This window comes from Enterococcus sp. AZ128 (assembly GCF_051714485.1).
GTDB lineage: Bacteria > Bacillota > Bacilli > Lactobacillales > Enterococcaceae > Enterococcus_A.
In genome coordinates this window covers 2,291,905-2,312,521 of sequence record NZ_JBIORZ010000001.1, presented here as the reverse complement: position 1 = coordinate 2,312,521, position 20,617 = coordinate 2,291,905, and the positions used below count along the sequence as shown (strand labels likewise).

The 20,617-nt window shown below is 40.1% G+C and carries 18 protein-coding genes; 10 read left to right on the top strand and 8 right to left on the bottom strand.

Annotated elements, in window-relative coordinates; translation table 11 throughout:
- The first annotated feature begins 29 nt into the window (after positions 1–29).
- From mngB to IGI38_RS11330, 3 genes are all read left to right on the top strand, one after another.
- Positions 30–2,711: a mannosylglycerate hydrolase gene (mngB, locus tag IGI38_RS11340; RefSeq protein WP_438730017.1), complete on the top strand. Its 2,682-nt coding sequence runs from the start codon at positions 30–32 to the stop codon at positions 2,709–2,711.
- A 20-nt stretch (positions 2,712–2,731) separates the two neighbouring features.
- Positions 2,732–3,610, top strand: a complete 879-nt coding sequence (scrK, locus tag IGI38_RS11335; RefSeq protein WP_438730014.1) for a fructokinase ScrK — start codon at positions 2,732–2,734, stop codon at positions 3,608–3,610.
- 111 nt (positions 3,611–3,721) lie between these two features.
- Entirely contained in the window at positions 3,722–4,171 is a 450-nt protein-coding gene (locus tag IGI38_RS11330; RefSeq protein ID WP_438730011.1) for a phosphate-starvation-inducible PsiE family protein, read from the top strand.
- A 51-nt stretch (positions 4,172–4,222) separates the two neighbouring features.
- Here IGI38_RS11330 and IGI38_RS11325 read toward each other — a convergent pair whose 3' ends face one another.
- A complete protein-coding gene (locus tag IGI38_RS11325; RefSeq protein ID WP_438730008.1) occupies positions 4,223–5,098 on the bottom strand; it encodes a TSUP family transporter in 876 nt (291 codons plus the stop codon).
- A gap of 119 nt (positions 5,099–5,217) precedes the next feature.
- A complete protein-coding gene (locus IGI38_RS11320) occupies positions 5,218–6,084 on the bottom strand; it encodes a LysR family transcriptional regulator (protein WP_438730005.1) in 867 nt (288 codons plus the stop codon).
- Between the two features lie 172 nt (positions 6,085–6,256).
- Here IGI38_RS11320 and IGI38_RS11315 point away from each other — a divergent pair, with 172 nt between their 5' ends.
- Positions 6,257–6,796: a prolyl-tRNA synthetase associated domain-containing protein gene (locus tag IGI38_RS11315; RefSeq protein WP_438730410.1), complete on the top strand. Its 540-nt coding sequence runs from the start codon at positions 6,257–6,259 to the stop codon at positions 6,794–6,796.
- Between the two features lie 41 nt (positions 6,797–6,837).
- Here IGI38_RS11315 and IGI38_RS11310 read toward each other — a convergent pair whose 3' ends face one another.
- The 3 genes from IGI38_RS11310 to IGI38_RS11300 form a co-directional block, all read right to left on the bottom strand.
- Positions 6,838–8,406, bottom strand: coding sequence for an L-serine ammonia-lyase, iron-sulfur-dependent, subunit alpha (locus tag IGI38_RS11310; RefSeq protein WP_438730002.1), 1,569 nt, complete (start codon positions 8,404–8,406; stop codon positions 6,838–6,840).
- 12 nt (positions 8,407–8,418) lie between these two features.
- Complete coding sequence (locus IGI38_RS11305) at positions 8,419–8,631, bottom strand: tautomerase family protein (RefSeq protein WP_438729999.1); 213 nt, start codon at positions 8,629–8,631, stop codon at positions 8,419–8,421.
- Between the two features lie 72 nt (positions 8,632–8,703).
- Positions 8,704–9,690: an ornithine cyclodeaminase family protein gene (locus IGI38_RS11300; protein ID WP_438729998.1), complete on the bottom strand. Its 987-nt coding sequence runs from the start codon at positions 9,688–9,690 to the stop codon at positions 8,704–8,706.
- A 146-nt stretch (positions 9,691–9,836) separates the two neighbouring features.
- Here IGI38_RS11300 and IGI38_RS11295 point away from each other — a divergent pair, with 146 nt between their 5' ends.
- Both IGI38_RS11295 and IGI38_RS11290 read left to right on the top strand, forming a co-directional pair.
- The gene (locus IGI38_RS11295) at positions 9,837–10,763 is read left to right on the top strand and encodes an FAD:protein FMN transferase (RefSeq protein ID WP_438729995.1); all 927 of its coding nucleotides are present in this window, start codon (positions 9,837–9,839) and stop codon (positions 10,761–10,763) included.
- Positions 10,764–11,184: 421 nt separating this feature from the next.
- Positions 11,185–11,664 (top strand): rhodanese-like domain-containing protein, encoded by a 480-nt coding sequence (locus tag IGI38_RS11290; protein ID WP_438729993.1) that lies wholly within the window; start codon positions 11,185–11,187, stop codon positions 11,662–11,664.
- Between the two features lie 130 nt (positions 11,665–11,794).
- Here the strand turns inward: IGI38_RS11290 and IGI38_RS11285 are convergent, their stop codons facing one another.
- The 3 genes from IGI38_RS11285 to IGI38_RS11275 form a co-directional block, all read right to left on the bottom strand.
- Positions 11,795–11,917: a hypothetical protein gene (locus IGI38_RS11285; protein WP_438729991.1), complete on the bottom strand. Its 123-nt coding sequence runs from the start codon at positions 11,915–11,917 to the stop codon at positions 11,795–11,797.
- A gap of 214 nt (positions 11,918–12,131) precedes the next feature.
- Positions 12,132–12,551, bottom strand: coding sequence for a VOC family protein (locus tag IGI38_RS11280; RefSeq protein WP_438729989.1), 420 nt, complete (start codon positions 12,549–12,551; stop codon positions 12,132–12,134).
- A gap of 51 nt (positions 12,552–12,602) precedes the next feature.
- Positions 12,603–13,376 (bottom strand): helix-turn-helix domain-containing protein, encoded by a 774-nt coding sequence (locus tag IGI38_RS11275; RefSeq protein ID WP_438729986.1) that lies wholly within the window; start codon positions 13,374–13,376, stop codon positions 12,603–12,605.
- Positions 13,377–13,765: 389 nt separating this feature from the next.
- On the opposite strand from IGI38_RS11275, the gene IGI38_RS11270 reads away from it, so the two are divergent.
- The 4 genes from IGI38_RS11270 (at position 13,766) to IGI38_RS11255 (ending at position 20,585) form a co-directional block, all read left to right on the top strand.
- On the top strand, positions 13,766–15,601 hold the full coding sequence (locus IGI38_RS11270) for a DUF4365 domain-containing protein (RefSeq protein WP_438729984.1): 1,836 nt from the start codon (positions 13,766–13,768) through the stop codon (positions 15,599–15,601).
- A 27-nt stretch (positions 15,602–15,628) separates the two neighbouring features.
- Complete coding sequence (locus IGI38_RS11265) at positions 15,629–16,726, top strand: DUF4352 domain-containing protein (protein ID WP_438729981.1); 1,098 nt, start codon at positions 15,629–15,631, stop codon at positions 16,724–16,726.
- A gap of 325 nt (positions 16,727–17,051) precedes the next feature.
- Positions 17,052–18,410, top strand: a complete 1,359-nt coding sequence (locus tag IGI38_RS11260) for a helix-hairpin-helix domain-containing protein (RefSeq protein WP_438729978.1) — start codon at positions 17,052–17,054, stop codon at positions 18,408–18,410.
- Positions 18,411–19,028: 618 nt separating this feature from the next.
- Positions 19,029–20,585 carry a helix-hairpin-helix domain-containing protein gene (locus tag IGI38_RS11255; RefSeq protein ID WP_438729975.1) on the top strand — a complete coding sequence of 519 codons (1,557 nt, stop codon included), beginning with the start codon at positions 19,029–19,031 and terminating at the stop codon, positions 20,583–20,585.
- The last annotated feature ends 32 nt before the right edge of the window (positions 20,586–20,617 follow it).

Below are 20,617 nucleotides of genomic sequence, written 5' to 3'. Positions count from 1 at the left end.
TATTTTAATCAAACGAGAGGAATTTTTGCATGAAAAAAACAGTACACGTAGTGCCCCACAGTCATTGGGATCGGGAATGGTATTTTACTACCAGCCGATCGAAAGTATATTTGATGCATGATCTGAAAAAAGTTTTGGAGCAATTAGAAAACGATGGTCCTTATAACAGTTTTATTTTAGATGGGCAAGCTTCATTGCTGGATGATTATTTAAAATGGCGTCCGCAGGATAGAACAAGGATCGAAAAGCTAGTCCAGCAAGGCAAACTGATCATTGGTCCCTGGTATACCCAAACCGATCAACTGGTAATTTCTGGTGAAAGCATTGTTCGGAATATGTTATATGGGATGAAAATCTGTGAAGCGTTCGGTGATTATATGAATGTTGGGTATGTACCAGACTCCTTTGGGCAGGCCGCCAGTATGCCGCAAATTTATCGCGAATTCGGTATCAGCGATACGATGTTCTGGCGTGGTGTAAGTGATGACGATGTTGCACACACGGAGTATAAATGGCGCGGGGAAGACGGTTCAGTAGTCAATGTTTATCAGATACCAAGCGGTTATTACATTGGCGGTGCGATTCCTGAACGGAAAGCAGATTTAGCCGAATTTTTACATCAAGAGCCCTTCAAGACAACTTGGGGCCGCAGCTCAACGGATCAAGTCTATTTTCCGAATGGTTTCGATCAGGCACCGGTACGGGAGAATCTGCCAGAATTAGTTGAGCAAATGAATGGACTGTATCAAGGCGAATATGAGCTGCAGTTTTCGACGATTGAAAACTACATCGCTGCGGTCAAAGAACGTCACTCGGAATTAGCAGAAATCGCAGGGGAGCTGATCAACGGCAAACTGATGCGTATCCACAAGACGATCTTTTCTTCTCGTTCGGATTTGAAGGCGCTGAACACGCTAATTCAACATTATTTGGTGAATGTGATGGAACCGGTATTGACGATGGCTATGCAGATGGGATTTGAGTATCCAGTGGAAACAGTCAAAGAAATCTGGAAGCTGATGTTTGAAAATGCCGCTCATGATTCGATCGGTTCCTGTGTATCTGATACGACGAATGAAGACGTCTATATGCGCTATAAGCAGGCACGAGATATTTCTATGAATCTGGTGGAGCTAACCCTGCGTCAAATTTCAACGGCGATCAATAATCCGCAAGCGCAGGAAATTACGTTCACCTTGTTCAATACCTATGAAACGGTGCGTGATGGTGTAGTTGAAGCGGAAGTCTACTTACCGCAGGAAGAATTTGCGATCCTTGATCAAGCAGGAAATTCTTTGTCTTATACGATTTTAGAAATGATCGACCAAACGGAGTACGTCTTAAATCAAGGCAACGTACTGAATTCAGTTAAAGAGATCTATTTGCCGGAAAAAGTCTACAAAGCCAAAGTCGCGATTGAAACAACGGAAGTTCCAAGTGTCGGCTATACACAAGTGACGATCGATCTTAAAGGGGATAGCAGTTCGCCATTACAAGAATGGTCAAGTAATACTGTTGAAAATGCGTATTATCGAATGACCATTAATAAGAATGGTTCCTTGGATATTCTGGATAAAACCAATGACGTCCTGTATAAAAACCAAGGAATCATTGAAGAAAATGGGGACGATGGCGATTCATTCAACTATTCGCCGCCAGAGAAGGATTGGGTGATCTCATCAGCTGATTTTGTACCGGAAATTACGATCAAGCAGTCTGATATTTATCAGTCAGTGCGTTTGAACTTTTTATTGAAGGTACCAAAGGATTTAGCTGAGCGAGCTGAAAAAAAGGCATCCGCAGAGTTGCCGATCACACTTGAAATCGCCTTAAAGAAGCAGTCACCGATCATTGATTTCAATCTGACGGTTGAAAACCAACAGGTAGACAGTCATCGTGTTTGTGTGCTGTTTGATACCGGTATCGCTTCGAAATTTTCGATTGCGGATCAGCAATTTGGTACGTTGCAGCGTCCGGTCGTTTTCGAAAAAGAAATGGCGCTTTGGGAAGCGAACAAGGAGCAATGGAATGAGCAGCCGATCGCGATTGAGACATGCCAATCTTTTGTTGGTTTATTTGATGAAGCCCACGGTGTTGCGGTCATTCCAAAAGGTGTACGAGAATATGAGATTGTTGGTGAGGGATTTGACACGATTCGCTTAACGATTTTCCGGACCTATGGTTTTATGGGGAAAGAGAATCTGATGTATCGTCCTGGCCGTGCTTCGGGTGAGTCGGTAATAGCTACTCCAGATGCGCAATGTCATAAGACGATGAGCTTTGATTTTTCAGTGGCTTATTTTGCTGAAGGATTTGACCAAGCGAACGTAGCTCAGTTGGCGAAACAAGCGGTAACACCGATCGAAGTCTATCAATATGCGGAATTCTTGAATTCCCGTCTGATTTTTACTTTGGGGGATGTCGTACAAACGTTGCCGGCAAGTTTCAGTCTGTTTACCATTGATGGCAATTTGACCCTAAGCATTTTGAAAAAAGCTGAAGATCGCTCTGGTTATATCCTGCGTCTTTATAATGGTCGACTGAGGGAAGAAGGACGAGCAACGATCACTTTCCATCATTCTATTAAAATGGCGGAAAAAGTTGACTTGAAAGAAAAAACAAAGGAACCGCTGTCAATAAATAATGATACAATAGAGCTTGAAAACATCGGGCACGCGAAATTCGTGACCTTGTATGTCGAATTAATCTAAATGATTGTGAGTGAAGCTTAGTGGAAAAATTATTTGGCGGGATCGAAGCCGGCGGCACAAAATTTGTTTGCTCTGTGGGAAATAACGATCTGGAGATCATCGAAAGGGTCAGCTATCCAACGACCACTCCTGAAGAAACAATGAACTTAGTGATCGGCTTTTTCAAGAAATACGCAGAACAATTGGTCAGCATTGGTGTTGGTTCATTTGGTCCGATCGATATTCATCGGGATTCGAAAACCTATGGCTACATCACTTCTACACCAAAATTAGCGTGGCAGAATTATGATTTTGTTGGTGCGATGAAAAAAGAATTTGATTTACCGATTGCTTGGACGACTGATGTGAATGCGGCTTGTTACGGCGAGTATGTGAAAGGGCGCGGCGATGGTGTCAATAGTGTCGTTTATTACACGATCGGTACAGGTATCGGCGGCGGTGCTTTGCAAAAGGGGAATTTTGTTGAGGGCTTCAGCCATCCAGAAATGGGACATGTACTGGTAAGCCGGAATCCTGAAGATGATTTTGAAGGCAGCTGTCCTTTCCATGGACATTGCTTGGAAGGCATGGCCGCAGGTCCGGCTATTGAAAAACGTTTAGGCCGTAAAGGACAAGACTTAAGCGAAGATGACCCTTATTGGGAGATCGAAGCGGATTACATCGCACAGTGTGCGTATAACACGACCTTGATGTTTTCACCAGACGTGATCATTTTTGGCGGCGGTGTGATGCAGCAAGAACACTTAGTCAAGAAGGTTCGTGCTCGTTTCAAAGAGCTAGTGAACGACTACGTGAAAACACCTGACCTAGAAGAGTATATCGTGACACCGAAACTAGGCAACAACGCCGGAACGATTGGCTGCTTAGCTTTGGCACGGGAAGCAAACCTACATTCATAATAAGAAAGGCTCCGCCACTTCGATTTCGGCAAGATGCTGAAATCGAAGTGGCGGAGCCTTTTTCGAGGTGCGTATTCTTTCTGATTTTTTTAGATAATTGCTATAATTTAATTGAAAATCGAACGGGGGACGTACGATGAAAGACAATTATTTTTTAAATTTGAAAAAGCGATTAGTACGATTGTGGATATTTTGCTGGCAGTTCTGATTGTCGTCGTGGTGATCGTCATGGCCGAAGGAATCATCAATATTATTTTACATGTGATCCCGTTGAACAATGTCTCTGAATTAACGCTGCTGATCGATGAAATCGCGACGCTATTTATTCTTTTGGAAGTTATTCTGATGCTGCTGCGCTACATCAAAGAAGGGCACCATATTCCTGTTCGCTATTTGATTCTCATCAGCATCACCGCTATCCTGCGTGAGCTGTTATTAGCGCATGGAAATGGAACCAATTCGTTATTACTATCAATCTCCATTTTGATCTTAGTTGGTGTTTTATTCATTTTAGAAAAGGTCAAAGCCTTTCATAAGGGGGAAAATAGAATAGAAAAATAGAAATGGCTCGTACCGAGATCTGGTACAGAGCCATTTTTTAAGCTGTATTAACTATGCTGCCGCAGTTTTGCGTGATTTTAGAATGTATTGAATCCCTGTATAAAAAATAATGACAATAACTAAATAAGTGACCATTGAAATGTCTAGGTTCATCAAGAATTGAGAAGCGATGATAACGCCGGGAATCCCGCCGATCGTGATCGCTAATGCGATTTTTCTAGAATAAGCTTTTTCACGAATAAAGTTGATACTAGCGACTGGTTGAAGTCCTGCACATGAACACATCATGATCGGAAAAGCAGCTAAAGGTGTCATTCCCAGCATGTAGACCATCGCCATACATGGTGCATATAAGCCGACACCGACTGTCATCAAGGCACCGAAGAAAAAGTTTCCGATGATTCCGACAATTAGTTTTACACCTGTCAGCCCCATTGCAGTGTTTCCTTTACCCAATAACGCGATTACTTCAGTTTGGCGCAACAACATCAAAATAGCAGTAATCAATAGTGCCCAGCCAATCCATTTTTGAACGGCGGTTTCTGAAAGCTTAGTAACATATCTTGACCCGAACCAAGAGCCGACGATCGCTGCAAGAATCAAGGATACTAAAGTTAGTGCGTCTACTTTGATAACTGTGACGAAAATCACAGCTTCAGTCAACACAGGGATCGCATGTCCGACATTTAAAATCCCCGGTAATTTTCGGTCGTCACTGTTTTGTTTCGTAATGTTTAGCATCATAGTGGTGAGTGCGAAACTCCCGATTCCGATCGTGTCCGCAAAATCGGCGATAAAGCCAATAACTCCGCTAATCAACCAATTCCCTGGTCCTAAATCATCACGATGAGTCACAACATCGCGTACAAGCATGAATGCTTGAAAGATCATCAGACCAATTAAAATATAGAAAATAATCTGTGCCATAAGTCCTCCCATAGGTCTTTTTTCTATAATTATAACAATAAACAAAAAGGAAAAACCATAAAATTCGAAATTTTTGTGATTCGTTGAACTATCGATCCGAAAAATAAGTCTTTTCTAGTTCAAAATTCGATAAAGGCGTTTAGAAATTTACGACTAGCCAGAGAGAGTAATGCTTCATTGCGATAGAGGATTCCAACTTTGCGAAAAACGGGTCTGACGAGGGATCGTGTTTCCACATGATATGTGATTCGCTGCAAAATCAGCTTCGGTAAAATACTGATACCTAAGCCTTTCTCGACCATTGCCAGGATCGAATAATCATCCCATGTTCGAAAGCTGATCTGCGGCTGAACTTGGGCTTCGGCCAATAATTCAGTGATGTCTGATGTGCCTTCGCGCTCTAATAAAATGAAAGGTTGATCCTCCAAGTCCTTCACGCTGATTTTCTCTTTGGATAAAAATGGATGTCCTTGGGGTAAAACCACCAGCTGCTCATCGTTGTGCAGAAATCGTTGTTCCAAATCATGAGCGGCGGGCAAGCGGGAGAAACCAAAATCGACCCGTCCATCCAATACCCACTGCTCGATCTCTTCATAGTCGCCCAATAATAATTCGAAATCGATCTTAGGATAATCGGCTTGAAAGTTTTTGACCATTTCCGGCAGCCAATGAGTAGCGACACTAGAGAAAGTGCCAATCCGAATTAGGCCAGTATCTAAATGACCAAGCTCCGCCAGTTGGTTTTGCAGGGCCTGATATTTTTCTGCTAGCTCTTTCGCGTAGGGTAAGACATTCATACCATCGGAAGTCAGACGAAGTCCCGCCCGATTTCGTTCTAATAGCGTAATCCCCCACTCTTGTTCAAGATCATTAATCATCCGGCTGATGCCAGATTGAGAGTAGTTCAAAATTTTCGCGGCTTTTGTAAAGCTGCCTAGCTCGACAGTTTTGACGAAGGCGATGTATTTTTGAATGTTCATATCCATGATTGGACCCCCTAATTCGTTTTTCTAGTTACATTAAAGCGTAAATAAAAACGTTCAATTGCTATTTTTTGTATCTGATTATCGCATGCTAAAGATGATAAAAACTCGTTTTTGTAATCTATATATCTATGATAGATTACTACTATTAACTATTCAAGAAGGAATGAGTAAAATGGTTTTAGTGAGCGAAGCATATACAACAATACCAACAACGTTTAGTACAGTACTGCAAGAACAGGTCTATCAAGTGTTGCAGGAATTAGAAATGGACTTTCAACGAGTAGAAACAGAAGAGGTCATCACAATGGAGGATTGCCAGCAGATCAATGAACGGTTAGAGATGGATATGGTGAAAACCTTGTTCTTATGCAATCGCCAAAAAACGAATTTCTATTTATTTATAACCTGCGGCGATAAGCCATTTAAATCCAAAGAATTCAGTCAAGCATTAGAGATTGCTCGAGTGTCATTTGCCTCGGCAGAGCAGATGGATTTGATGCTGGGTACGAAAATCGGTGCGGCGACGATTTTCAGCGCTTTATTGAACGAAGCTGAAAAAGTCCAGCTGGTGCTGGATAAAGAGGTTTGCGAACAGGAGTATTACGGATGCAGTGACGGTACGACTACTGGTTACTTGAAGTTGAAAACAGCAGATGTACTACAGAAGTTTTTACCTTATGTAAAACGACAACCGAAGATTATTGACGTATAAAAAAAGACGAGTGTGTGCTCGTCTTTTTTATACGTATTTAATTAACAGCAATCCAACGGACAGCCTAATTGTTCGGCAATCGCCAAGCCAGACGGTGTTTGAGCCAGCCCGGCATGTCCGGTACAGCGCAATGCCGCCGGGATCATCCGGCCAACTTTATTGAAGCTTTCGATCGTTTCATCTAATGGAATGACGACATCGTAGCCGGCCAAGGACATGTTGGCGGCACCCAGCGCGTTCATGCCGCACATCATATTTTTTCCGAGGCAGGGAACTTCTACGCGGACACCGATTGGATCACAGGTCATTCCAAAAACATTCTGCAGGCCCATTGATGCCGCATTTACCGCTTCTTCAATCGTTCCGCCCATTAATTGGACCAATGCACCAGCAGTCATTCCTGATCCTGAACCGCATTCAGCTTGACAGCCGGCCACCTCTGCTGCAAAGGTGGCGTATTCCGCGATAAAGACGCCAATCATTCCAGCGGCCAGTAATGCCCGAACCAATTCATCGTGGGATTTTTTCTGATAATCGCTGACAGCGATCAGGGTTCCCGGCAATGCTCCGCAGGAACCGGCCGTTGGTGCCGCAACAAAGACATTCATTGAGCTTTTGACTTCCATCAACGCGGAAATATTTTCGATGATTTTAGCCGGCAGCGCGTCACCAATCAGTCTATCACGATTTGCTCGGATTTTCGGTGCTTGCGAACCCAACATCCGATCTTCATAAGCAGTCCCGGCCAGGCCGATCTTGATGCCATTAGCCATGATTTCAAGGATCGCTTCTGCTTTTTGGTACACTTCTTCTTCGGAAATACTGCCGCGATGGCTCTCGTAGCGCAGAGCCATATCTGCTAAGTCCAAGTCTTCTCTTTGCGCGATAGCGATCATTTCTTCTGCAGTTGAAAAGAGCATCTTTGGTTCTTTTTGCGATAGGATCGGCAAGACTGGATCAAAGGCAATGAAGCGTTCGATCGCCATATGCTGATTTAGCCAAGCAAGCTCATTCCCAGGAATGACTTGTTGGGTTTTAAGATGCAAGAGTGTTTTACCATCTTGTTTATTGATTGCCGCAAAACAGAACTTGCTGATTTTTTCTGCTAATTCGGATTCGGTGGCCGTCAGTGCATCACCGAAAAGCAGTGTCTCATAAAAACCGCCGGTGATTTCAACAGCAAAATGATCAATCTCTGTAATCTCGATCATGCCGCCGCCGACAGAAAGGGCGACAACCTCCAACGTTTCGCCAAAATCGGTTTTGATCGTCATTTTATACGTGTTCGGATGATTGTTTTCATAAGGGATAATCCGAAAGAGTACGTCCATACCGTCCTCTTCAGCGATTTTAAGGGCATCAGTCAAGCGACTGTCGGTGGGGTCCATCCCCAGCAGACCGCCGATTAAACCAATATCGGAACATTGCGTGATATAGCTTGCCGCCAAAGAACCCTCCGGATCAAAATCAGCCTGGAAATAGGTGATTTTCCCAGCGACCATTTGCCGCAGGGCCCGGCCAATTCGTACAGAAGCAGCAGTATGTGAACTTGAAGGCCCGATCATTACCGGTCCTAAGACATCATTAAAAATACTCGCATGTTCTTTCATTTTTGCGCCCCCTTAGAAATCAGCTTCGATATAAATATCTTCACCTGCGATTTCATCGTCGATCACGTCATCCCATTTTTCTTTTTCAATCTCTTTAAAAGAAACCGAGACTACATTTGGCTCACAGCCTAATTCTTTCACGACTAAATCCTGTAATTTGTTGGCAAAATCTTGTTTGACCTCTTTTGAACGACCTGGATACAATCTGACTGATAAATGTGGCATGTTTATTCCTCCTTTTTTGATATTAAATTTCATTGCTGGCTAGCTGAGTAAACGGATCGGCAGTAATTTTATTTACGACCATTCTGTCCCGATTTTTTCTTCGAGTGCGCGTTCATAAATTTTTTGAGCGGTAACTAGATCCTGCGCGCCAATCCCGACTGTTTTGAAGACGATGATCTCTTCATCATTTTCACGACCGCCGATTTTACCCATTAATACTTCACCGATATCACCAGTGAAATCGTCCTTTGTAATCGTACCGTCTTCTAATGGAATCAAGATATCACCGGCCTCAGAAAGCACCGCGTCTTCTGAATCAAAATAAATCTTACTTGCTCGTTCTAAAACCACCGGGTCCATTTCCTGCATATGTGGTTGGTAAGAACCAACACAGCTGACCGTTGCGCCAGCTTTGACTTTGCTGCCGTCAAAAACAGGTGATGAAGCAGGGGTAACGGTGATGATCAGATCTGCCTCACTGATGGCTTCATCAGAAGTTGCCGCTGGTAAAATCTGCGTACCGTAGCTTTTCAGCTCTTCATCCATTTGTTGGGCGAATTCTTTAGTCCGTTCAGGATTTGTATCGAAAACGTAGACCGTCTCCAGTTCACGAGCACAAACCATGGCCTCTAACTGAGTCGCGGCTTGTCCGCCAGTTCCGATCAATGCCCCTTTTCTCGCATTCTTGCGACCTAAGACATCAAAAGCGACACCAGAAGCGGCGCCTGTTCGGAATTGCGTCACAGTCACACCATCTAGCAGGGCATTCACATACCCCGTTTTGCCGTCCACTAGTAATACTTGTGCTGGGGCAGAAGCCAGCCCCTTATTGATATTGTCCGGGAAAATATTGATCAGTTTCACTGCTGCCGCATCCAAATCAGGTGCGTAAGAAGGCATAAATAAAAACGTCCCATTTTGTTTTTCCGAAACGATCTGGGTGCGCAAAGGCACATCCGTTTTTCCCTCACTGAATAATTGAAAGGCCACTTTGTCTGCTTCGATGGCATCTTTCATGGTGAAAACTTGTTTGATATTGTCACGTGATAAAAGTAACATATGACTCCCCCTTGCTGTTTTTCTTTTACACCTAGAAGTATAAGCGATTACATTAGCGGTTTCAAAACATTTCCGGAATTTTTCCTTTAGTTATCACTAGAAATCAATTAAGCTGATAAATAGAAGATTAAGAAGGGGAAATAGCCATGAATGAAAAAACACTGCACCTAATGGGAACGGTAATCAAACTTTGGGTGCAACACCCTGAAGCAGAAGACCTGTTAGCCAATGCGGAGGTTCGACTAAGAGACTTCGAACAGCGCTTCAGCGCCAACGCAGAGGACTCTGAATTGATGAAAATCAATCATCAAGCAGGCCTTGCGCCGGTAAAAGTAGATGATGAATTATTTGAACTAATAAAAATTGGCAAGCAGCAAAGCCTGATTACAGACAGTACGTTGAATATCGCCATAGGTCCATTGATTCAGGAATGGCGAGTTGGCTTTCATGATGCGAAATACCCCTCAGCAGAAAAAATCCAGCAACTGCTTCCTCTCATCGATCCAGCAGCGATCCAATTAGATGAAGCGAGACAAATGGTTTATTTGGAACAACCGGGGATGGCGATTGATTTAGGAGCCTTAGCCAAAGGTTATTTTGCGGATAAGATCATCGCGGACTTTAAAGCGGCACAAGCGGACGCGGCTTTTATTGATCTTGGCGGAAATGTGCTGACTTATGGGGCGGCCCCCCAACGAGCAGAAGGACGGTGGCGGATTGGCATTCAAAATCCTTTTCTGCCGCGTGGAAATTATGTTGCTGTGGTAAACGCACAAAATGAATCCGTTGTGACCTCAGGTGTTTATGAACGCAAATTTGAGTGGCAGGGAAAAACCTACCATCATATTTTTGATAGTCAGACCGGCTATCCGATTCAGACTGATTTAGCTAGTTTGACGATCGTTTCTGAAAAATCATTAGAGGGTGAGATTTGGACGACCCGTTTATTTGGAAAAAAGGCGTATGAAGTATTAGCAGAGCTAAATCAGCTTACAGGAATTGATGGAATTGTCATTACTACTGATCAGCAGATGGCATACAGCGACGGACTGAAAGAGAAAATCGAAATATAAGTGATAAGACGTAAAAAGTGATTTTTACGTCTTGTTTTATAATAATATTTGTGATTTTAAATAAAAATTCTAATTGTCATAAACGCTTTTGTAAGCTTATCTCTTTTTTTAGATTGTTATTGAAAAAACATTTTCCTTTCTATATACTTTGTAAGGAGATAACCCTTACATTTATACACAGGAGGTGGGAGAATTGGCAAAACGACTATGACTATGAGGTCAAAAATTACTTAGAGTCTCTAAGCGAGTGTATTTAGCCCACTTTCCCTCAAACAATATATGTGATTAAAAATACAATCCGGAGTTCCCATGAAGATATCTGAAATTGTCTATTTTTTGTGCGTAAACGTTTTGAAGCTGACGGCTAAAACTCATCAAGCAAGCGAACCAAACAAAGATGAACGAAAGAAGGATTTAGAAAATGAAAAAAAGAGTCAGCGGATTATTATTGATTGCTTTAGCGATGTTTGCAGTAGTGTTAACGGGGTGCCAAAAAAATGATGCGAAAGAGGATCGGGCAGAGGCAGATATTGATTGGCAAATGATCTCACCGGAAAAGATGAAAGGTGTGCTTGAAAAGGATGATGCCAAGGACTATCAAATCATCGATATACAACCAAAAGCAGACTTTGAAAAAGGCCATATGCCAAATTCAATCAGTGTCCCCGCTTATCCAGTAGATACGGAAGAATTAGAAAAACTTGTTGTTGACAATGTTGATCAATTTAAAGATGGCGACAAACCAATCTATGTCGTCTGCCCAGGAGGCGGAGGCGGTGCGAAACGCACGATCTCACTAATGATCGATGAAGGTATCGACGAATCACGCCTATTTATCGTTGAAAACGGTGCGAAGAAATGGCCCTATAAAGACGACAGCAAACTTTGGGTAACTGATTAATCATAAAATTTCAGAACTCTCCTAATTGGAGGGTTCTTTTTTAGGCCTATGCTTATATTTATCTATACAGATATTTCAAATTTTGACACTAATGCGCATTGTGCGTTTAGGTAAATTGTAAGGAGACATTCTACATGCCGCTTACAGAAAAAGAAATGCTTAAACTTGCTAAAAACATGGATGACGTATTGCAAGAATTAACGTAAGCCATCATATTATGGTGAACGATGGCCAATTCGTCTCGTTTATTCAAGGTGAACCGTCTCCTTATATAAAAAGAAGACGGTTCGTAAAAATGTAATCCTACCGGAATGGTTTGCTAGTCGCGGTGAAAAAGACAAGGCGAATTTTTCTAAAATTTTGACTGATGCGATGCGCTATTTGAAAAGTATGGATAAGAAGAATGTTGATTTATAGCAGAACAGAGAAGACCCGCGAAGTGAACGAATCCACTTCATGGGTCTTCTTTATTGTTGTGCATTCAGTTCCCAGACTATACCAAATTTATCCTGAATTTTTGTGTAATGGGATTCCCAAAAGGTTTCATGCAATTTCACGAGATTGATCGAACCAGTTGCCAATAACTGACTCTCTAACGCTCTAAGTTCTTCAAAAGTATCGAGTTCAAGCCAAAATGAAATACGACTATTTGTCGAAGAAGTCTGAATAATATCTGGTTCAATCATGTCACTGGCATAGAAGAGGTTGTTTCCAAGTTTAAATGTTGCGTTAGCGATACAATTTTTTCGCTGAGTATCTTCAGTATATCCGACGTCTTCAAAGGTCATTTTTTCGAGGATCTCTGCCTGGAAAATATCTACATAGTAAGAAAGAGCTTCATCACATTCGTCATGGAACAATAAAAAAGGAACGCTTGCTTGAATCATCTTGATCACCTCCATATTCATAATAGCATAACGGTTTCTATAAAAATTATTCTAGATTGTGGACTTTTTGAAGACCGAGCTTAGGAGTTTGACTAGATTAATAAGGATAGGTGGATCATCTTTGTGTGGTGAGCGTAGTTTTATTGTATAGTGTTTTCCGCTAGATTCAGGAAAGGAGATTTTTTCAGCAACTTTTCCTCGTAACGATTTCCTCAAATTGAAATAAGAGAAGATGGTATCGGTGGAATCAATCGCACATACTAGAAGGTAATAGTCACCAGCGGGGATATTCTTCAAATAGTTCATCTGGGTATTTTTTGTCGCGATTCCTGAGATTGGTTTATGGTTGGGAATTGGAGTATGAAACAATCCGATAAAGAAAATTCCTTTTTTAAAATCCATGGGCAACTCGATGGTTACTTGGCAAAATGAGTCGGAAACTTCTTCAAAATAGCTTGCTGAATTGGTTTCACTATCTTCAAAATCTTTCGCGGCATTATAAAGTTCGGTCATTTCTTGTCTGTATTGCTTTGGAGAACTACCTGTATATTTTTTAAAAGTGTTAGAAAAAGTTCCCAAACTAGAATAACCGATAGAATCCTGAATGGAAGAGATCCTCTCTTCGTGCTCAATTTTTTCAATTGCCTTCTCCGTCTTCAAGGACGATATGTATTCTCGCAAAGAAAAGCCGGTAATTTTCTTGAATTCACGACTAAAATGATACTTATCATAACCAAAATGCGCAGCTATATCTTCTATTTTCAGTTCCTCTAAAAAAATCGATTCCTCAATATAAGCTAAGATATCTCCGATAATAAATTTCATGATATTCACCATGCTTTTTCTTTCAGTATAACGTGGCAACCCAAAAGATACTAGCTGCTAACGTCTCTTACAGAATTGAGGACTTCATCCATTTTTCATGGGAGATGGAGAATCCAGATGCTAAATAAAGATAATAATGGAGCGTTATTAATGAAATAAAGGTTAAAATAAGAATTCCGCTCCTGTCGAAAGAGTTCCCTCTCTTGTTTATTATATGTTATTGATATAATTTTATTAAATGTGGAAAACCTTGTTTTGCAGCTAATTATATCTATAAAATATTTACTTAGTTCGTGAAAAGTGTTATTTTTAATAGTGAGGATTATTAATTGACAAAGACTATCGCTTCAACATAACTGGAACGATAGTAAGGGGAAGGCGGGAAATCGTTGGTAATAAAAATGGAAGCTGCACCAGAAACTGAAAATCATACCGAATTGCTGAAGGCTCGATTAGCGAAGAGCTGTCGAGTGAATGATATGCACGATGATTTTGGGATCGATTTTGCGTGCACGCGAATTTCAGATGAAATAGGAACAATAAAAGAATTTTATGTGCAATATAAAGGAGCGGAGAAAATTGCTGAAGATGATGAGACTTTCTCACTCAAGCTTCAAACAGCAACCGTCCGACGATGGTTTAAAAAACGGTCCTTGACCGTTTTATTTTATGTCGATCCAGAAGAAAAGCAGGTGTATTGGGTAGATCCATTTGAACAGCTGTTTGAAAAGGTAAAAGAACTGTCTGGCGCGCAAGAGACTATCATGATCAAGCTACCTAAAACAAATCTGCTATCGGAAGAAGAGGAAAATCTGCCGACAGACCTTTTCGAACGAATCGCTCGTTTTGACAACTATCTATTTAATGGTGCGTTAGAACGACTTAGTCAGGATATCGAGATTTTTCCTAAGTTGGAAGATTACTCAGAGGAGCTGACGGTTGAGGAAACAGAAGACTCGATTACGATCAAGTATAAAAATGTCTGCCTAACAGCCGCGTATCCAGAAGACAATTTGGCCTCTCGGGAAGACTGCTGTTCGATTCAATTTATCAGACTTATGAAAAAGTCAGAGTCAGAGATAAATCTGACCCCTAGAGAGATTCTGGATCTCTTTTATTTTGGGAGAGCAACTGAAGCCAAATTGGGAATGCGAAAGTTTCTTAAATTGTATCTGGAAGAACTCAATCAATATTTCGCGGACTTCGGCAATAGTATCGCTTATCTGTATCCAGATGAAGTCGATGAGCTATGTGAGGTTATTGATCTATTCATAAAAAAATACGTCACTAAGATTACTGGTTTCATGAAAGGGTTAGAATCCTTTGCCTTTGAACCTTATCGCGGCAGTCATAGTACATTCAAGTTGATGCAGCTGGAAGTCGATCTATGGGAAAACATACGCGAGCATGTGCATACGTATCAAATGAGTAATGGCTCTTATGATGATGGGTATATCTTTATTCCTTTTGAAGATGAGAATCGAATCGGGATCGAAGACGAGGAGGGTGGAGAACTCTTCAATGTTTATGGCAGTTACAAACAATCCGCTTATGATCCAGAGAAGCTGGTCGTAGATGTGATATGGGAGTATCTCGATTATTCCGACGATGAGAATAAACCAGAGCAGCCCTATAATGTCGCGGATACGTATTCGTTTTTCATCAACGACTTACTCCCTAAGTTTCTCACGAATGAGTTTACTGTCAGAAAAAAACGACTCTTCGGAACTAAGCTGATCAAGGTCTATAAGACACTGACCAAGGAAGAAATCGAGAAAAAAATCTTCGTTCCCAAATACAAACTCACTCAATATCCTAACAGCAACTCCGAATTGGGCAGCACGTTCTATTATTTGGCTGAGTATATGAAAGAAAAAGATTTCTATTTTATTGACCCTGCGTCATTCGAGAAAATGTTGAAGAACTTCGATCAGTTCGTTCAGGGAGAATTAAAAATTGGTGGCAATTCAGCCCAGGCCTGGTATTTGAATAAGAAGAAAGAGTTGCTGGAAAGTATCGAACAGCTGAAACAAGACCAAGAAAAGCAGACACTTAGCGAAGGCTACTTTTTAGCCAATATCTTCAGCAAGCTGCAATTGATCACTCGCCAGTACAAGGGTTCCTTCGATGGAAAAAGAATTCGCGAGACTGATCTGCTCAAAGAATTCTCTGGGCTGATCGCTGAGTACAATGAAGATCGGTTGATTCGACTGTTGATTAGTTAAAAGTGCTAATTTATAGGAGGGAAAAACATGAAAAAGAGTAGGGTTTTAAATGGGATTGTTCTACTGAGCAGTATGTTTTTACTGCTGACTGCTTGTTCAAGCGGAGAAACAAAAAAAGCTGAGAAGAAATCAGACACCGCTCAAAACGCAAAAGTTGAATTAAGTATTGATGAAGGGGAATACATTATCCCTGATGGCGAATCTGTAGATGATAACACCGGTTTTTTAGCATTGAACATCAAACTAAAGAATAAGACAGATGAAAAACTAGATGTCTCATCAGCTGATTTTTCTTTGTATGGAGAAGATGGCGAAAAAGTTTCTTCAGAGCATGTTTATGATTCTAAAGGGAAATTCAAATTATTGAGCAGCGAGAGCTTGTCAGAGGATAAGAGCTTTACTAAGCCGTTAGTATTCGAAGTAGACAAAGATGCCGAGTATGAATTGCATTACGAACCGATCGATTATTCCGATGATGAAAAAACTAAGGGTGTTGAGCTGAAACTAAATACTAAGAAATATACAGACAATACGAAAGCTGTTGAAAACCTAGTCAAACAGTATATCGCAACAGTTTTCTATGATTCAGATGACAACGAAGAATCTAAGTTGAAATTAAGCAATAATTTGGAAGAAGAACGCAAAGCTTTCAAAGAAGATGGCATTACTATTTTGAAAAAAGGATTCACGAATTATGACGCATCGAATGACGAAGTAGGAAAGATCATTGCGCAAATCCAAGCTTCAAATGCTGAAAAAGCGCAGGTCACGTATCGTTTCAAAGAATTCTTTCCAGAAGCAGCCTCAATCTATATACGTCCAGAAGTTGTGAAGTTACAGAAAACAGACAAAGAAGCGATTATAAATCAGTTCAATGAAGAAAACAAAGGGAAATACTCTGATTATGCCAGTGCGCAACGCGATGCAGAGAAGTACCTGATTCAGGAATTACCAGCGAAATTCAAAGAGGCAACCATCCATACACCTGACGATATGAATGGCGAAGGCTACCGTGTTGATCTAGAAAAGAAAGACGGTAAATGGTCAATCAATTCCGCAAACGATAGTCAAAATTATACCTTTAAATCGTTGAAAAGCAGCTTTAGAGGCGGATTGAAAGAATAGAGATTTACGCGTTTCCAGTGTTCATAGTGATAAATAATTTCAGAAAAAATCGAGCGATATAGATTACTAGAATCTTCATCACTTACACTTTATATCGCTGATAATAAGTTCGTACGATAACATGTAATGTAGGAAATTATGTTATGCGTTGTTTGGTAGTTAACGAAAAAGCAATTAATATAAACTTTTAAAAGTTTATATTAATTGCTTTTTTATTTATGGTATACTACTTAACACAATTATTGAATTGAAATATAGTTATTTTTATTATATTATGAATGTAGTTATAAAAAAATAAACTATATTCGTGAAAAGGAGAAGAGAAATGAATGTAAAAGTGAAAAAGTGTTTATTGGCCGTTGTTATGGTATTGGGTATGGTCGTTTCCTATGGAGGGAATAATGTCGAGGCGGCTGAAAAAGTCGATATTAATTCCGCAAGCGTCGAAGAATTACAGAAGCTGGAAGGGGTCGGTGCACCATTAGCCCAGAAGATTATTGATGCTCGACCATACAAAACAGTTGATGAACTAAAAAGTAAAGTTACAGGAATTGGCGATGCGAAATTACAGGCGATTAAAGACCAGGGACTGGCAGTAGCTGAGAGTTTTCCAGAGAAAATAGATCTTAATAAAGCCTCACTCTATGATCTACAATTTCTTGTAGGAGTTGGAGCCCCGCTAGCGCAAAAAATCATTGATGCACGTCCATATCAAAGTGTGGATGAGTTGAAAGACAAAGTGGTCGGCATCGGGCAAGCCAAATTACAAGATATAAAGAACCAAGGTTTGGCGATGGTGAGCGAAGAGAAAATGATTAAGGAATGGTTTCCTGATGGTAATCTAGCTAAGGGCGTTGCTGAGAGTATGAGCAAGAATGTTGAAGATATTGTCAGTACGGAAGAGCTCGCTGAGGTCACCCAAGTGAGAGGGAGCGATATTTCGAGACTAGATGGTGCACAATATTTAGTAAATGTGTCCTTTTTGTCAATATCTGGTGGAGAAATTCAAGACCTTTCAGCTTTAGCGAATATGAAGAATTTAAAGAGACTGTCTTTAACAAATTGCGGACTTAAAAATCTTGATGATCTTAATGGAGTTACTAGCATTGAAGAAATTTATGTGCAAAATAATGAGTTGACGAATCTAAATGGTTTGAAAAATTGTAAAAATTTAAAGAGACTGGAGGCATGGAACAATAAGCTAGTAGATATTGATGTGGTAAGCAACTTTAGCAAATTGGGAGTATTGTTTGTAAGTCAAAATGAAATTGATAGCATAGAACCCGTAGCTAATTTATCTAATCTTGATATCTTTTACTTTAATGGTAATCACGTGCCATCAATTGAGTTTTATGAAAATGAAAATAAAATTTTTGTTATAGTTGGAAGCGGGCAAACAATTAGATTACCGAAACAAACGATCAAAAAGAGAGAAAGCCTTGTCATTGATAATAAAATGAAAGGCTACAGTGGCAAGTTATTGACACCATTCAAAAATTCATCCCTGTCTAGTCCATATCCCAATTTTACTTATGCAGAACCCAAAGTTATTTGGTCAAATCTGTCAGAAAGTGGCGAGCTAATGTATAATTTCGATGTGAACCACGGTAGAAATCCTGATGAAATCACAGGCTATAAGGATTTTTCAGGGAAGGTTATTATTCCAGTTGAAGTTACTCAATAATTAAATGGAACAATGTGTGAGTGGTGAATACATGCAAGAATAGAGAGTAGTATTTCTTTATTATCATTTGTGAAAAGAAATCTAATGAGGCACAGGTGAATATAGTATCGTGCTATGGTAAAAGATTGACTAGATAGAAAGATACTCAATTTGCCAAGTTAACAATGGTATGCGGTAGTACCCTGGTTTCAAAAGATTCAAGAAGGTCAAAGAATTTTCCGACCAATTATTCATAAAAAGTAAGCCCCTCCATCATCCATTAAATAAGCTGGATGATGGAGGGGTTCTTTATTCGGTCTTACTTTGAAATTCTCACCAATAAGTTTTACCGTCCGAATAGCCATCTGTTACGGTTATATATAATGAAATATATTATACATATCGTTTATAAATAATTACATTAGTTATATGTTTGTGGTGAAGTAGTTGGCGGAGATATGAAAAAGCATTTCAGTAATACTGTGACAGAAAAAACGAAAAGGAGCGTTGGTACATTTTAAAAGGATGTTAAAACTGCGTGTATCGGTCGAAGGCTTTGGTTCGTTAAAATATCTCAATCTAGCTGTTTTTGCCTACTACAGAAACTGGATAAAAGTCCAGAAAAAAAAGGAGAAGATGATGAAAGCGAAAGTGAAAAAGTGTTTATTAGTTGTTGTGATGGTCGTTGGAATGGTAGTTTCCTTTGGTGGGAATAGAGTAGAGGCCAGCGAAAAAGTCGATATTAATTCCGCAAGCGTCGAAGAATTACAGAAGCTGGAAGGGGTCGATGCACCATTAGCCCAGAAGATTATTGATGCTCGACCATACAAAACAGTTGATGAACTAAAAAGTAAAGTTACAGGAATTGGCGATGCGAAATTACAGGCGATTAAAGACCAGGGACTGGCAGTAGCTGAGAGTTTTCCAGAGAAAATAGATCTTAATAAAGCCTCACTCTATGATTTGCAATTTCTTGTAGGAGTGGGAGCGCCATTAGCGCAAAAAATTATCGATGCTCGGCCATATCAAAGTGTAGATGAGTTGAAAGACAAAGTGGTCGGCATCGGGCAAACTAAATTACAAGATATAAAGAACCAAGATTTGGCGATGGTCAATGAAGAAAAGATGATTAAGGAATGGTTCCCTGATACTGCTTTAGCAATAGGTGTAGCGATTTGGATGAATAAAAATGTTGAAGACACTGTCAGTATGGCTGATCTGGCTGAAATAACAATAGTAACTGCAGGGGAAATTCATTGGAATAGTCCAGATGTATCGAATTTTGAGGGGGTTCAACATTTAGTAGGTTTAAAAAACTTTACCATGAGTTTAGCTGATGATGTATCAGATATAAGTAATTTAGGGAACCTAAAACAATTAACATATCTGGGTATTAGTGGAGGTAATATTAATGAGACCTCTTTAGAAAGTTTGCGTGATTTAACTAATTTAACTCAAATAGGACTCGATTTGAACGGAGTCATTACAAATCTTGACGCGCTAGAAAATTTGACTAAATTATCAAGGATAAATTTTCGTGGAGGAGAAATTAAGGATATATCAGCTTTAAGTAACTTAAAAAGACTATGGAATATAAGAATGGTCAACTGCGGGCTTGAAAATATTGATGCCTTAAGAGAATCTGAAATAATTCAAGAAATAAATGTAGAGCAAAATAAGCTGACTAACCTAGATGCTTTAGCAAATTCTAAAAATTTGAGAAGATTAGAAGCTCAGAACAATAAATTGACAAATATCGATGGAATTAAAGGGTTTAAAAATATTAAGTATTTAGATTTATCACATAATGAACTTGAAAGTATAGATAGTATGCCTGATTTTGATCCACAAGAGTCGCTTCATTTTGATTTCAGGTATAATCATGTCTATTCAATAGAAAATGTCTGGAGTAAGTTGTACATGGGTACATGGGCTGGGCATCAAAAGATTGTTATGCCAGAACAAGTGATTAATTTAGGAGAAGATCTTTTAGTAGAGAATATCGTAAAAAGATACACTTCTCCAATAAGACCATTAGAAATCAGCAATAGTGGTACTTGTGAAGGACAGACTATTACTTGGAGTAATTTAAAAGGGCAAGGCGAATTATCTTATAGATTTGGTTCCAGTTCTGAAGAAACTACAGGGTATGGTTTTAGTGGTGAAGTACGGATTCCTTATAAAGTAATTGAATAAACGTACAAGACTAACACCTGCGATCGCAAAAT

What these genes read in the sequence shown, in the direction of transcription:
- mngB (WP_438730017.1), top strand. Translation starts at nt 30, where the DNA reads ATGAAAAAAACAGTACACGTAGTGCCCCACAGTCATTGGGATCGGGAA.
- IGI38_RS11325 (WP_438730008.1), bottom strand. Translation starts at nt 5,098, where the DNA reads ATGGCACAGATTATTTTCTATATTTTAATTGGTCTGATGATCTTTCAA.
- IGI38_RS11320 (WP_438730005.1), bottom strand. Translation starts at nt 6,084, where the DNA reads ATGGATATGAACATTCAAAAATACATCGCCTTCGTCAAAACTGTCGAG.
- IGI38_RS11315 (WP_438730410.1), top strand. Translation starts at nt 6,257, where the DNA reads ATGGTTTTAGTGAGCGAAGCATATACAACAATACCAACAACGTTTAGT.
- IGI38_RS11310 (WP_438730002.1), bottom strand. Translation starts at nt 8,406, where the DNA reads ATGAAAGAACATGCGAGTATTTTTAATGATGTCTTAGGACCGGTAATG.
- IGI38_RS11305 (WP_438729999.1), bottom strand. Translation starts at nt 8,631, where the DNA reads ATGCCACATTTATCAGTCAGATTGTATCCAGGTCGTTCAAAAGAGGTC.
- IGI38_RS11300 (WP_438729998.1), bottom strand. Translation starts at nt 9,690, where the DNA reads ATGTTACTTTTATCACGTGACAATATCAAACAAGTTTTCACCATGAAA.
- IGI38_RS11295 (WP_438729995.1), top strand. Translation starts at nt 9,837, where the DNA reads ATGAATGAAAAAACACTGCACCTAATGGGAACGGTAATCAAACTTTGG.
- IGI38_RS11290 (WP_438729993.1), top strand. Translation starts at nt 11,185, where the DNA reads ATGAAAAAAAGAGTCAGCGGATTATTATTGATTGCTTTAGCGATGTTT.
- IGI38_RS11280 (WP_438729989.1), bottom strand. Translation starts at nt 12,551, where the DNA reads ATGATTCAAGCAAGCGTTCCTTTTTTATTGTTCCATGACGAATGTGAT.
- IGI38_RS11275 (WP_438729986.1), bottom strand. Translation starts at nt 13,376, where the DNA reads ATGAAATTTATTATCGGAGATATCTTAGCTTATATTGAGGAATCGATT.
- IGI38_RS11265 (WP_438729981.1), top strand. Translation starts at nt 15,629, where the DNA reads ATGAAAAAGAGTAGGGTTTTAAATGGGATTGTTCTACTGAGCAGTATG.
- IGI38_RS11260 (WP_438729978.1), top strand. Translation starts at nt 17,052, where the DNA reads ATGAATGTAAAAGTGAAAAAGTGTTTATTGGCCGTTGTTATGGTATTG.
- IGI38_RS11255 (WP_438729975.1), top strand. Translation starts at nt 19,029, where the DNA reads ATGAAAGCGAAAGTGAAAAAGTGTTTATTAGTTGTTGTGATGGTCGTT.